The organism is Metabacillus sp. SLBN-84, assembly GCF_053629595.1.
Map to the genome: position 1 here is coordinate 2402610 of NZ_JBRJIP010000001.1, position 13639 is coordinate 2416248.

At 44.7% G+C, this 13639-nt stretch carries 14 protein-coding genes; all 14 read right to left on the reverse strand.

Going from position 1 to position 13639, the window contains the following annotated elements:
• Positions 1-39: 39 nt before the first annotated feature.
• Positions 40-813, reverse strand: a complete 774-nt coding sequence (locus RKD52_RS12260) for an isoprenyl transferase (RefSeq protein ID WP_454099940.1) — start codon at positions 811-813, stop codon at positions 40-42.
• 130 nt (positions 814-943) lie between these two features.
• On the reverse strand, positions 944-1501 hold the full coding sequence (gene frr / locus RKD52_RS12265; protein WP_029281276.1) for a ribosome recycling factor: 558 nt from the start codon (positions 1499-1501) through the stop codon (positions 944-946).
• 2 nt (positions 1502-1503) lie between these two features.
• Positions 1504-2226, reverse strand: a complete 723-nt coding sequence (pyrH, locus tag RKD52_RS12270; protein WP_203290172.1) for a UMP kinase — start codon at positions 2224-2226, stop codon at positions 1504-1506.
• A gap of 173 nt (positions 2227-2399) precedes the next feature.
• Positions 2400-3281: a translation elongation factor Ts gene (gene tsf / locus RKD52_RS12275; protein WP_369733129.1), complete on the reverse strand. Its 882-nt coding sequence runs from the start codon at positions 3279-3281 to the stop codon at positions 2400-2402.
• A gap of 161 nt (positions 3282-3442) precedes the next feature.
• Positions 3443-4141 carry a 30S ribosomal protein S2 gene (gene rpsB / locus RKD52_RS12280; protein ID WP_454099941.1) on the reverse strand — a complete coding sequence of 233 codons (699 nt, stop codon included), beginning with the start codon at positions 4139-4141 and terminating at the stop codon, positions 3443-3445.
• A 150-nt stretch (positions 4142-4291) separates the two neighbouring features.
• Positions 4292-4729 carry a DUF6115 domain-containing protein gene (locus tag RKD52_RS12285; protein ID WP_454099942.1) on the reverse strand — a complete coding sequence of 146 codons (438 nt, stop codon included), beginning with the start codon at positions 4727-4729 and terminating at the stop codon, positions 4292-4294.
• A 52-nt stretch (positions 4730-4781) separates the two neighbouring features.
• Positions 4782-5549 carry a FliA/WhiG family RNA polymerase sigma factor gene (locus RKD52_RS12290; protein WP_454099943.1) on the reverse strand — a complete coding sequence of 256 codons (768 nt, stop codon included), beginning with the start codon at positions 5547-5549 and terminating at the stop codon, positions 4782-4784.
• A 36-nt stretch (positions 5550-5585) separates the two neighbouring features.
• On the reverse strand, positions 5586-6080 hold the full coding sequence (locus tag RKD52_RS12295) for a chemotaxis protein CheD (protein WP_454099944.1): 495 nt from the start codon (positions 6078-6080) through the stop codon (positions 5586-5588).
• 21 nt (positions 6081-6101) lie between these two features.
• Positions 6102-6554, reverse strand: coding sequence for a chemotaxis protein CheW (locus tag RKD52_RS12300; protein WP_454101206.1), 453 nt, complete (start codon positions 6552-6554; stop codon positions 6102-6104).
• 41 nt (positions 6555-6595) lie between these two features.
• On the reverse strand, positions 6596-8557 hold the full coding sequence (locus RKD52_RS12305) for a chemotaxis protein CheW (protein WP_454099945.1): 1962 nt from the start codon (positions 8555-8557) through the stop codon (positions 6596-6598).
• Between the two features lie 37 nt (positions 8558-8594).
• A complete protein-coding gene (locus RKD52_RS12310) occupies positions 8595-9641 on the reverse strand; it encodes a protein-glutamate methylesterase/protein-glutamine glutaminase (RefSeq protein ID WP_454099946.1) in 1047 nt (348 codons plus the stop codon).
• Positions 9642-10505 carry a MinD/ParA family protein gene (locus RKD52_RS12315; RefSeq protein ID WP_454099947.1) on the reverse strand — a complete coding sequence of 288 codons (864 nt, stop codon included), beginning with the start codon at positions 10503-10505 and terminating at the stop codon, positions 9642-9644.
• Positions 10506-10508: 3 nt separating this feature from the next.
• Positions 10509-11579, reverse strand: coding sequence for a flagellar biosynthesis protein FlhF (locus RKD52_RS12320; protein ID WP_454099948.1), 1071 nt, complete (start codon positions 11577-11579; stop codon positions 10509-10511).
• On the reverse strand, positions 11576-13609 hold the full coding sequence (gene flhA, locus RKD52_RS12325) for a flagellar biosynthesis protein FlhA (RefSeq protein ID WP_454099949.1): 2034 nt from the start codon (positions 13607-13609) through the stop codon (positions 11576-11578). The genes RKD52_RS12320 and flhA overlap by 4 nt, the downstream gene beginning before the upstream one ends.
• Between the last annotated feature and the right edge of the window lie 30 nt (positions 13610-13639).

The following is a 13639-nucleotide window of genomic DNA, read 5'->3' on the forward strand; positions in this document are numbered from 1 at the left end:
TATGTATAATCCCTGGATGATAAACCAGGGAGATTGCCTTTACAATCCTCCAAACCTTCTTCCTCTGTGCTGATATTCATCAATGGCTGAAAGAAGGTGATCTTCGCTGAAATCCGGCCAGAGAACATCCGTAAAGACGAATTCCGAGTAGGCAAGCTGCCATAGCATGAAGTTGCTCAGCCTGATTTCCCCGCTTGTCCGGATCAGCAAATCAGGATCTTTCATTCCGCTTGTCATTAAATAACCTGAAAACAGCTCTTCGCTTATGTCTTCAATCTTTAATTCGCCGTTTTCTGCATCTTCAACAATGCCGCGGACAGCATGAATCATCTCCGCCCGGCTTCCGTAATTCAAGGCAAAATTTAAAATAAGTCCGTTATTGGATCCTGTTTCCTCTTTTGCTTTTTGCACAGCGCGAAGCGTATGCGCCGGTATTTTGGATTCGTCGCCAATAATTCTGACCTGTACATTTTCCTCGATCAGCTCAGGCAGAAAAGTTCCTAGAAACTCTTCAGGCAGCTTCATCAGGTAATCGACTTCAGACTTTGGGCGTTTCCAGTTTTCCGTTGAAAAAGCATATAGAGTAAGAGCCTTTACACCGAGCTCATTGGAAAGCTTTGTGATTTTTCTTACTGTCTTCATGCCTTCATGGTGTCCGGCAATCCTTGGAAGTGCGCGTTTTTTGGCCCATCTCCCATTTCCGTCCATAATAATGGCAATATGTTCAGGTATTCCCCGTTTGATCAAGTCATCTTTTGAGGTAACAGACAGTTCCCGGTTAGGATTTCTCCAATTTTTCAGTTTGCCCAGCATGTGATTCCTCCATCACCCGTAACATTCTGCGGTCTCATATACTGCAGCGGTGTTAACAGTATTAACAAAAAAACCCCCTGTAAACATAAGAGGGTCTTTTGAGCACAATTCCATTGTACAGATTTTTAACTTAAACTTCCATGATTTCTTTTTCTTTATCTTTTGCAATAGCGTCAATTTTGCTGATGAACTCATCCGTCGTTTTTTGAACTTGATCATTGTTTGTGCGAAGCTCATCTTCTGTGATTTCGCCATTTTTCTCAAGCTTTTTCAAATCGTCGTTTGCGTCACGGCGCACATTGCGGACTGCAACTTTTGCTTCTTCAGCATATTTCTTTACAAGTTTAGCAAGCTCTTTGCGGCGCTCTTCAGTAAGGGCCGGAATAGCAAGCCGGATTAAAGATCCGTCGTTTGTAGGATTTAATCCAAGATCTGATTTAAGGATCGCTTTTTCGATTTCGCCGAGTACCGTTTTGTCATAAGGCTGAATCACAAGCAGTCTTGCTTCAGGTGTGTTAATAGAAGCAAGCTGGTTGACCGGTGTAGGCGCACCGTAGTAATCTACGACAATTTTATCAAGAAGAGATGCATTTGCACGGCCTGCGCGAACGGTTGAAAGCTCTCTGTTATAGGCAGATACCGCTTTTTCCATTTTATCTTTTGCTTGTGCAAGAACTTGTTTAGCCATCATTATTTCCCCCTTACAATTGTTCCGATATTTTCGCCGAGTACTGCACGTTTAATGTTGCCTTCTTCCATAACAGAGAAGACAATCAGCGGGATATCATTGTCCATGCAAAGTGATGAAGCAGTAGAATCCATCACTTCCAGACCTTCTTTCAATACGTCAAGGTAAGACAGTGTTTCGTATTTTACAGCGGCTGCGTCTTTCTTTGGATCTGCTGTATAGACGCCGTCAACATTGTTTTTTGCCATCAGAATGACATCTGCTTCAATTTCTGCTGCCCGGAGCGCCGCTGTTGTATCAGTGGAGAAGTAAGGATTTCCCGTACCTGCAGCAAAAATGACAACTCGTTTTTTCTCAAGGTGTCTGATTGCTTTTCTTCTGATGTACGGCTCTGCAACTTGTCTCATTTCAATGGAAGTCTGAACGCGGGTCTGGATGCCGAACGTTTCAAGGCTGTCCTGCAGAGCAAGTGAATTCATCACCGTAGCAAGCATTCCCATATAGTCGGCAGTTGCACGGTCCATGCCCATTTCACTGCCGATTTTGCCGCGCCAGATGTTGCCGCCGCCTACAACTACAGCCACTTCAACACCAAGCTCTGCAATTTCTTTCACTTGCTTGGCAATGGACTGAATGACAGCAGGCTTAATGCCGAAGCTGTCCGTTCCTGCTAACGCTTCTCCGCTCAATTTAAGTACGATACGATTATATTTAGGTTTGCTCATAATGACCTCCAAGTCTTTTCGGGTAAATCGTTGCATGTAAATGATTCAAGCTGTATTCACCCCGCGGGGAAACAGGCTTTTTCAAAAAGAGGGAACACAGAAGTGTGTTCCCTGTCTTTCATTTACTCGTCTTCATTAAGGAAAACAGCTGTTTTCTCTTATGTCGGACTGAATTATTTTTTGACTTGGTTCATAACTTCTTCAGCAAAGTTATCCTGGCGTTTTTCAATGCCTTCGCCTACTTCAAAGCGAGTAAAGCTTTTTACTGTTGCGCCTTTAGACTCAACAAATTGTTTTACTTTAAGATCAGGGTTTTTAACGAAGTTCTGCTCAAGAAGGCAGATCTCTTCGAAGAATTTGCCAAGACGGCCTTCAACCATTTTTTCAACGATGTTAGCAGGCTTGCCTTCGTTTAGAGCCTGCTGAGAAAGAACTTCGCGCTCGCGAGTTACTTCTTCTTCGCTTACAGCGTCACGGCCGATGTATTTAGGGTTAACAGCAGCTACGTGCATCGCAACGTCTTTAGCTGTATCTTCGTCAGTTGTTCCTTCAAGAACAGCAAGAACGGCAATGCGGCCGCCCATGTGAAGGTAAGAACCGAATGCATCGCTGTCTGTTTTTGATACGATATCAAAGCGGCGAAGAGTGATTTTCTCACCGATTTTAGCGATTGCAGAGTTGATGTAGTCATTTACAGTTGTGCCATTGTCCATTTCAGATGCAAGAGCAGCTTCAAGGTCAGCAGGCTTTTTAGCAAGAAGGTGTGAAGCAAGTGTATCAAGAAGCTCCTTGAATCCTTCGTTTTTAGCTACGAAATCAGTTTCAGAGTTCACTTCAAGGATAACGGCTTCGTTTCCTTCAGCTTTAACAAGAGCAAGTCCTTCAGCAGCTACGCGGTCCGCTTTTTTAGAAGCAGAAGCGATTCCTTTTTCACGAAGGAAATCAATCGCTTTTTCCATATCGCCTTCTGTTGCTGTAAGTGCTTTTTTGCAGTCCATCATACCTGCACCAGTTTTTTCGCGTAATTCTTTTACCATTTGAGCTGTAATTGCCATGAGAGTTTTCCTCCTTAATTTTCGGCCGTTCCGCCATTATGTATTGGTTTCATTCTGAACTAGAATGTTTTTCGTTTTGTTAAAGGGGGCTTTTCCCGTCAGGAAAAAGCCTCTTTAAAAAAGGTGATAAAAGGCATTCCCCTCTTATCACCTTTACTTGATTAAGCAGTTGTTTCTTCACCTTGTTTTGTTTCAAGAATTGCATCAGCAATTTTAGAAGTTAAAAGCTTAACTGCACGGATTGCATCATCATTTGCAGGAATTACGTAATCAATTTCATCCGGATCGCAGTTTGTATCAACGATACCAACGATTGGAATGTTCAATTTGCGTGCTTCAGCAACGGCAATGCGCTCTTTGCGAGGGTCAATGATGAATAGTGCATCAGGAAGACCTTTCATGTCTTTGATTCCGCCCAAGAATTTCTCAAGACGCTCAAGCTCTTTGTTAAGCTGAACAACTTCTTTCTTTGGAAGAACTTCGAAAGTGCCGTCTTCACGCATTTTTTCGATGTCTTTCAGACGTTTGATGCGCTTTTGAATCGTTTCAAAGTTTGTAAGCGTTCCGCCCAACCAGCGTTGGTTAACGAAGTACATTCCTGAACGCTCAGCTTCTTCTTTAACTGAATCCTGAGCTTGTTTTTTAGTTCCTACGAAAAGAATTGTGCCGCCGTTTGCAGCTAGTTCTTTCGTGAACTGGTAAGCTTCTTCAACCTTCTTAACTGTTTTTTGAAGGTCGATGATGTAGATGCCGTTACGCTCAGTGAAGATGTAACGCTTCATCTTAGGGTTCCAGCGGCGTGTTTGATGGCCGAAATGAACACCTGCTTCAAGTAGTTGTTTCATTGAAATGACTGACATGGTATTTCCTCCTAATGGTTTTTTCTCCTCCGCACATATCATCTTCAGGCAAAACTGTCTAAACAGCACCAATGCCTGAATCTATGGCGTGTGTATTAACACCAAAAATTAATATATCACAATGAAAAATCATTCGCAAGCAAAATTCGACTACAATTGGCGGAATTTCAGCATAAGGGAGATTTCTGTTTTTCCTTTATCAAGCTTTTTTGCTATTTCTTCTATTGTATAGCCATTTTGATAAAGATTTAATACATCCAGACGGAATTGATCCGACTGGTCTTTTTCATGAAGGGTTTCAGGAGCTTCCTCATGAGAAAGCTCTTTCTGCTGAACCCCTCCGCCGTCATGAGAATCTGCGGAACTTTCGCCCGTTATAAAAGAACGGTCAAGCGCAGCCAGAAGCTTTTCATTCTCTTCTCTCATCTCAAGCATGCAGGCGGCAAGCGCCTGTTCTGTTTCTTCAAGCATGGCGGCCTGCCTCTCTTCAGCCTGCAGCACATTTTTATAACGTAAAAATAAAAGTGCAATCAAATAAAGTGATGCAGCGTGCAGAATAAGGCTTAATGCCAGGAGTGCTGCTGTCATATACCGTTTCACCTGACCTTTTTTTATATCGCCTGTTTACAAAAGCGGCCCGTCAAGAATTAATTTTTTCAAGAAGATGCTTCAGCTTAAACAGAGCTTTTGAATGAATCTGCGAAATACGTGATGTAGATAGACTTAAGACCTGCCCGATTTCAGTCAGCGTCAGTTCCTCTTTATAAAATAAGCTGATGACCTGCTGCTCTTTTTCTGTCAGATTGACAATGACTTCTGCAAGCTGTCCGATCAGTTCGTCCTTTACCATTTTCTCTTCAGGCATTTCTGCTTTTTCGTCCCTGATGACGAATTTCTGATGGTCCTGTTCGTCATGTTCATGATTTTGATCATCAATAGAGAGAACATTGGCAAAGAAGCCTTCATTCATGATCGAAATGACTTCGTTTTCCGACATTTCAAGATCTGCGGCCACTTCTTTTGGTTGAACATTCCGCAAATATTTTTGTTCAAGCCGTTCAATGGCGGCATCCACTTTTTTTGCTTTTTCTCTTGAGCTGCGGGGCAGCCAGTCTTCTTTTCTCAGTCCGTCAAGGATCGCTCCTCTTATTCTGAAAGAAGCATACGTTTCAAATTTCAGGTCGCGTGTGTAGTCAAATTTTTCAAGAGCATCGTAGAGACCGACCATGCCTATGCTTTTTAAATCTTCTTTATTAACTGATTTGGGCAGGCTGACTGAAATGCGCTGTACATGATAGCTGACAAGGGGCAAATAGCGGTGAATCAGCGCATTGCAAGCTTCATGGTCACGGTAATGAATCCATTTATTCCAATATTCTTGTTCTTCGAGTTTTGCAGCTTGTTCCATTTTTCTCCCCTTCTGCTGTGATATTTCCGGTGTCTGTCAGATTGTTTTTGCAGATTGATTGACTGTGAAAATAGAAAGCTTTCCTGTTGCGGGATTAAACTCGATCGTTCTCCCGCTGCTTCCCCCGGTATCCATGCTGATGACAGGAATTTTCATTGTATCCAGCTGCATTAAAACAGCGGCCACATTCCTTGCTCCGATGTTTAACATCCCCGAAGGCTGAAAAGGGAACATTTGCGCTCCGCCTGCAAGCTTTGCTTTCAAAGCACCCTTTCTGCACCCTCTTTCTGCCAGTTTATCAGCCAGGTCCTTTACAGCTGTATCCGCATATTTGGAAGGATTGTAATCTCCTGTGCGGGACAAAGAGGAATCAGGCAGCATGATGTGCACGAGGCCGGCTGTTTTTTGTTCCTCGTCGAACAGAACAAGCCCTACACATGAGCCAAGTCCGGATGTTCTTATCAAATATGGCTGTGAAACGATGTTTTTTTCAGCAATTCCAACCTTGATCATTCGCTCCTGTTTGTCCATTCCAAAGGCTTCCATCGCGGATTATGCAAGCTGAACATTCCGTTTGTTAATGGCAGGGGAATGTGATGTGTCTGCTAAAACCTTATTCAGATCCAGAAGAATGATCAGGCGTTTGCCGGATTTTGCAACGCCGACAATGTATTCCGCCTCTTCTGCTCCTGCAACTTCAGGTGCAGGCTCACGCTCTTCAGGAGACAGATCAATGACATCATTTGCTGAATCGACGATAAAACCTACTTCATATGAATCAAGAGCCGCGACAATAATCCGGCTGCTTTCGGACAATTCTTCCTGCACAAGCCCAAATCGCGTTCTCAGATCGATCACAGGAGTGACGATCCCCCTCAAGTTCATGACCCCTTTTACAAAAGAATCTGTTCCGGGCACACGCGTGATCGTCTGCATTTTTTCTATTGATCTCACTTTTCCGACAGCAATGCCGTATTCTTTGTTATTAAGCTGAAAAACAATCATTTTCTCAAGCGTATCATTCACGTTTCTTCTCTCCCTTCCGGCTATTTAATCAGGGCGTTGCAGTCGATAATAAGGGCTACTTGTCCGTCTCCTAAAATCGTAGCTCCTGATACAGCAAAAACAGAATTCAAGTAGTTTCCGAGGGGTTTGAGCACAATCTCCTGCTGGCCAATAAAAGAATCTACCATCAGAGCCGCCAGCCGGTCGCCTTTTTTGACAATGACAATCGCCAGGTGCGAGTCATCAAATGGGTCGCATGGGACCTCTAAGATTTCCTTCAGTGAAACAAGCGGAACAATTTTCCCCCTGTAATCGATGACTTTCTGATTGTGCGCGTTCAAGATTTCATCTCTTCTGATTACCGCTGTTTCAATGATAGAGGAAATCGGAATCGCAAATGTTTCGTTTGCAAGCTTCACAAGCAGCACGGAGATAATGGATAAAGTCAGCGGAAGCTGGATGGAAAACAGTGAGCCAAAGCCTTCCCTTGACTGAATGGTTATGCTGCCTCCAAGTGATTCAATCGTATTTTTGACAACATCAAGACCCACGCCTCTGCCTGAAACATCTGAAATGGTGCTGGCCGTAGAAAATCCTGATGCAAACATGAAGTCATAAACCTGTTCATCAGACAAGTCTGCGCCCTCTCTTTCAGTGACAAGCCCGCGCTCTATTGCCTTTTTCAAGATCCTCTGCCTGCTTATGCCGGCCCCGTCATCTTCTATATCAATAAAGACATAATTACCGCTGTGATAGGCTTTTAAGGCGACGTTTCCTTCTTCAGGTTTACCGTTCATCCTCCGCTGTTCAGGTGTTTCAATCCCGTGATCAAGCGCATTTCTTAATAAATGGACGAGTGGATCGCCGATTTCATCAATGACTGTTCTGTCAAGTTCTGTTTCAGCGCCGGTAACGGACAAATGAATTTTTTTGTTCAGGTCCTTCGCCAGCTGGCGAACCATTCTCGGAAATCGATTAAAAACTGTTTCAACTGGCACCATTCTCATATTCAAAATAATGGTCTGCAAATCTCCGGAAATGCGGCTCATATGTTCCACAGTTTCATTGAGTTCGCTGTTTTTCAATTCTTTTGAAATCTGTTCAAGGCGGCCCCTGTCTATGACAAGCTCTTCAAACAGGTTCATCAGGCTGTCCAGTCTCTCAATGTTCACACGGATCGTCTTTGAACTTCCTGAAACCTTTGCAGCAGCCGTCTCAGCTTCTGCCTCGGACTCCGTTACAATCTCGGCGTCCTTTTCAATGAAGACGGACTGATCAAGTGCAAGCGGGCTGATTTCGACTCTCTCAACCTCTGAAACTTTCATCATCTGCGACTGAATGTCTTCCGGCTGCTCTTTTGAAACGAAAATCAAACGGAATGTTGAATCGAACTTTTCCTCCTCAAGCATGTCCGCTGCCGGAACAGATTTAATGATCTCGCCAAGTTTTTCACCAAGCTCAAAAATCATGAAAACCCTTGCTGCTTTTAAAAGACAGTCCTCTCTAAGAAAAACAGTAATTTCGTAAGGCTGATACCCCTGCTCTGCCCCCTGTTGGATAACGGTGCGTTCAAAATCATCAAGGATCATCGTTTCGGACGGAACAGGAACCACAGCCTGGTCTTCAGCGCCTTCGAGCTTTTTAAACGTTTCAATCATTTGGAGCACGTCTTTTTTTCCGTTTCCTCCGCCTGCAATGGAAAGAACCATTTCTTCCAGTAGGTCAACAGCTTCAAATGCGGCATCAAGAACAGCAGGCTGAACAGACAGTTTTCCGTGACGGATCGCATCAAGCACATTTTCCATATGGTGAGTCAGGTTTGCAAGGTCCGTATAACCCATTGTTGCACTCATGCCTTTTAACGTGTGTGCTGACCTGAAAATTTCACTTACAATCGCTGAATCTTCAGGGTTTTTCTCAAGTTCCAGGAGCTTTTGACTGCAGGACTGCAGATGCTCTTTGCTTTCTTCAATAAAGACATCTAAATATTGATTCATATCCATTTTGACTTACTCCCCTTAGACTGCAAATATTTCCGGCTTATGATTGAACTGATTTAAGAATCGCATCAGCAATATCTTCCAGATGTTCAACTGCATCAACTGCATTCGTCTCAACTGCCATTTTGGGCATTCCGAATACAACGGATGTTTTTTCGGATTCTGATATGGCATGAAGGGATCCGGATTGTTTTAATTTTTTCAGTCCTTCGGATCCGTCTGAACCCATGCCTGTCATGATCACAGCTATTTTGTGGACATTTTTGATCCGGCTGAGCGATTCAAACAATACATCAACAGAAGGTCTGTGAGCCGTATTAAGGCTTTCCTTGGTAAGCCTGATCACAAGCCCGGACATTGATTCTTCCACTTTCATGTGAGTTCCTCCCGGTGCGAGGTAGGCTGTGGCCTTTTTGACAAGTTCCCCGTCTTCTGCCTCTTTGACAGTAAGATGCGATAACGTATCAAGCCGCGCTGCAAGCGAAGCGGTAAAACCCTCCGGCATATGCTGCACAACAAAAACAGGTGCGTTCAAATCCCCCGGAAGCTTCGGCAGAACCTGCTGCAGCGCTCTTGGTCCTCCTGTTGATGTGCCAATGCAGATGACTTTCCTGCTGCTGTTCAGCCTGGACGTTTTCCTTTCGTTAAAAGGTCTGTTCCTTCCGCCAACAGTGATGGTTTCCATTTTCAGCTGGCCAGCCATCTCAACCTTTCGGATCAGGTCGTCCTTTACTTTATGCAGATCAAGTGAGATTGCCCCGGAAGGCTTCGGTATAAAATCAACCGCTCCCATTTGAAGAGATTGAATCGTGAGATCCGCTCCCCGCTGCGTCATGCCTGAAAACATGATAACCGGCTTTGGCGTGCCCTCCATGATTCGCTTCAGTGTCTGAAGCCCGTCCATACCGGGCATCTCTATATCCAGCGTCACCACGTCCGGATTCAGCGCCTTCACTTTTTCGAGGGCATCCTCTCCGTTTCTTGCTGTGCCGGCAGCATAGCACGTACCGCTTTCATTCAGGAAACCGGCAATCAGTTTCCGCATAAATGCAGAATCATCCACAACTAGAACAGACGTTTTATTCATTTAATCTCCGCCTCCCCTGAAGAGCTGTGACACTCTGGAAAAAAATGATGTTTTTTGAGGCGGTGCCTCTGAAGCGGGTACAGAGACCATGCTGTCAGCAATCCGGCAAATACCGCGCGAAGCCGGGCATTTAGGAAACAGGATGCTGAATGGCACCTGCCTTTTTACGGCTTCTGATACGAGTGCATCCTGGGGCATCCAGCCGGCAAAAGATACCTCCCTGTCAAGAAAACGGGTGACAGCCGACTGCATTCTGGCAAATGTTAATTGGGCTGTTTTTTCGTCATCGGCTTTATTGACAACAATGGAAACAGGTATGGATTTTTCATGGAAACTTATGACCTTGATCGCTGAGTAAGCATCTGTTATCGCAGTCGGCTCAGGTGTCGTCACAACCGCCAGCTCATCAGCACTCATGGCAAACTTTAAACTGTCAGATGTCATTCCTGCACCAAGATCAAGTAGCAGATAATCGTACGTGCAAAATGCCTGGTCAAGCTCTTGTGAAAAGGCCGAAAGCTGCATGTCATTAAGAGAAACCACATGCGAAAGTCCTGTACCTCCTGAAATGTAGTCAAAACCCGCACTGCTTTTGCAGATGATCTCACTCAGCTTCTTTTCTCCCTGAAAAAAATCAATCATGGAATGTCTGCTGGATTCCCCAATCAAGAGATCGATGTTCCCGTAACCGATATCAAGATCTAAAATGAGCGCCCGCTTTCCCCGTCCGCAAAGCTGTGCTGCAAGATTTACGGTTAAGCCCGATTTTCCGACTCCTCCTTTTCCGCTCAGCACGGCAATTGCTTTGGCGGTTTTGTTTTCTGTCTTAAATATCTGTCTTCTTAACTGCTCTGCCTGATCCATTTTCTACCTCATAATCTCCTCTGCCATCATTTTTGCGGAAGCCGGCATGATGTCATCAGGAACGTTCTGGCCATTAGAAAAGTATGAAACGCCAAGCCCGGCAAACTGAACGAAATCATACAGTGAACCTTTAGCAGCTGTTTCATCAATCTTTGTAAAAATCAGCTTTTCCGGATTCATTGCACTGAAATTCATGTAGATCTCCTGCATGTCGCTGTACTTGGAAGCAGCGGAGAGCACAAGATAGGTTTCTGTGTCATCATCCGCTCCAAGCAGATCCTTTAATTCCTGAACGAACAATTTGTTCCTGTAGTTTCTTCCGGCTGTATCAATAAATACGGCATCCATTTCAGCAAAAGCTTCTTTTGCTTCCTTCACATCTTCAGGGGTATAGCAGACTTTGAGCGGAGCATTTAAAATACCTGCATAGGTCCTGATCTGGTCAATCGCTGCAATTCTGTATGTATCAGTTGTGATAAAGGCAATTTTTTTCTTTTCTTTTAACATGCTTTCAGCTGCAAGCTTTGCGAGAGTTGTAGTTTTCCCCACTCCAGTAGGACCGGCGGCCAAAATATATTTTTTCTCATGAGAAATCCCATTAAAAGGGAAGGCGGCCAGTTTCTCAGCCATGATTTCTGAAGCTTTTTGCACCCAGTCCTGCAAGGACCGTTCCCCTTCCATATCTCTAAGTTCAGAGAGAATGTCTGCTCTCCCCTGCACTTCCTTTTCTGCCAGAAGCCGTTCAAGCTCTTTCAGCTCTTGAGGCAGATTGACCGCTTCTTCTTGTTCACGGAGCGATTTTACAAGACTCTTAACTTCTCTCATTTCGCTCAGCAGAGAGGTTTCTGAAAGAACTTCCTGAGGCGGCTCCTTCTTTGGTGCCGGCATTGTCCTGAAGACAGGATCCGGATCATGCCCTGCGATGACTTCAACCTTTTTTTTGGCAAAGAAACCGAGTATTCCTCCTTTATAAACATGCTTGGAGCTTAAAATAACAGCATCCTTGCCAAGATCGTTTTTAATTTGCTGCATCGCTTCCTGCATATTTGCAGCAAGAAATTTTTTCACCTTCATGCAATATTCACCAACCCAACGCTCTGAACTTCAACATTTGCTTCAAGCTCATTGTAGGAAAGCACAGGAAGCTGAGGAAAGTAACGGTCAATCAGCTGCCTTACATACATCCTTACGGCAGGAGAACAGAGCAGAATCGGTGTTTGCTCCTGCAGGGAAAGCTGCTCTACCTCTTTAGCAATGGATTCAATAATGGCCTGGGAAAGATCCGGATCCATTGCCAGATAATTTCCGTGCTCGGTCTGCTGAACACCGTCAGCGACTGCTTTTTCCACTTTTCCTGACAGAGTGACTACTTTTAAAGTATCTCCGGCTGTATACTGACCAGTAATTTGCTTTGCAAGTGCCTGTCTCGTATACTCGCAGAGCAAATCAGGATCTGATGTCAATTTCCCGTAGTCCGCAAGTGCTTCAAAGATGACCGGCAGATTGCGGATGGATACTTTTTCTTTTAAAAGCTTGGAGAGCACCTTCTGAATGTCGCCAATGGAAAGCGGGGAAGGCGTAACCTCTTCAGCAAGGATAGGATACGTTTCCCGCAGATGATCCAGCAGCTGTTTCGTTTCCTGTCTTCCAAGCAGCTCGTGCGCATGTCTTTTAATTGTTTCTGTCATATGAGTCGATACAACGGACGGAGGATCAACAACTGTATAACCGAACATTTCCGCCGCATCTTTGTTTTCTTCAGTGATCCATTTTGCAGGCAGGCCGAATGAAGGTTCAATCGTATCGATCCCTTCAATTGAATCATCTTCAATACCTGGGGCCATCGCGAGGAAATGATCGAGAAGAATTTCACCCTTCGCGACCTCGGTCCCTTTCAGCTTAAGTCTGTATTCGTTCGGCTGAAGCTGAATGTTGTCACGGATGCGGACAACAGGAATAACAAGCCCGAGTTCAATGGCAAGCTGCCTTCTGATCATGACAATCCGGTCAAGCAGGTCTCCGCCCTGATTTGCATCTGCAAGCGGAATAAGGCCATAGCCAAATTCAAACTCAATTGGATCCACATTCAGCAGCTGCACGACACTTTCCGGTGATTTCATTTCATCCAGTTCGATCTCTTCCTCAGCAGCTTCTTCTGTTTCAGGGAGTTTCTCTTTTGATTTTGAAATAATGTATCCGCCTGCGCCAAAAGCGGCAGCGATCGGGACTGTCACAAATAATCCGATTGGCGTAAACAGTCCAAGAAGCAAAATCGTTCCTGCAGCTACATACATCATTTTCGGATAGGCGAAAAGCTGACTTGTAATATCCGATCCCAGATTTCCATCTGAAGCTGCTCTTGTTACGACAATACCGGTTGCAGTCGAGATAAGCAGCGCAGGAATCTGGCTGACAATCCCGTCTCCGACTGTGAGCATTGTAAAGTGGGATGCAGCGTCGCCAAAACCCATGCCAAGCTGCATCATGCCGATAATGATTCCGAAAATCATGTTGATGATGACAATGATAATGCCGGCAATCGCATCTCCCTTTACGAACTTGCTCGCACCATCCATTGCTCCGTAGAAATCTGCTTCTCTGGATACTTTTTCGCGGCGTGATCTTGCCTGCTGTTCGGAAATGACACCGGCGTTGAGATCTGCATCAATACTCATCTGCTTTCCCGGCATCGCATCAAGCGTAAAGCGGGCAGCAACCTCTGAGACACGCTCAGAACCCTTTGTAATGACGACAAATTGAATGATAATAAGAATAAGAAACACAACAAATCCAACAATGACATTTCCGCCTACAACGAAGGTTCCGAATGTTTCAACAACTCCCCCGGCTTCACCATGAGAGAGAATCGCGCGGGTTGTCGATACATTCAGTCCGAGCCTGAACAATGTCAAGAGTAGCAGCAGGGATGGAAAAATGGCAAAATCCAGCGGCTCCCTCATGTTCATGGAGGTCAGCAGCACAAGAAGAGCAAGTGTAATATTAAGCATGATCAGCAAGCTTAACAGCCATGTAGGGAACGGAATAATGAGCATCGCAACAATTAAAATAACACTAAGCAATACAGTCAGATCTTTTGCTTGCATCAGGTACCTCTCTTTCTATGAAAACGCAGG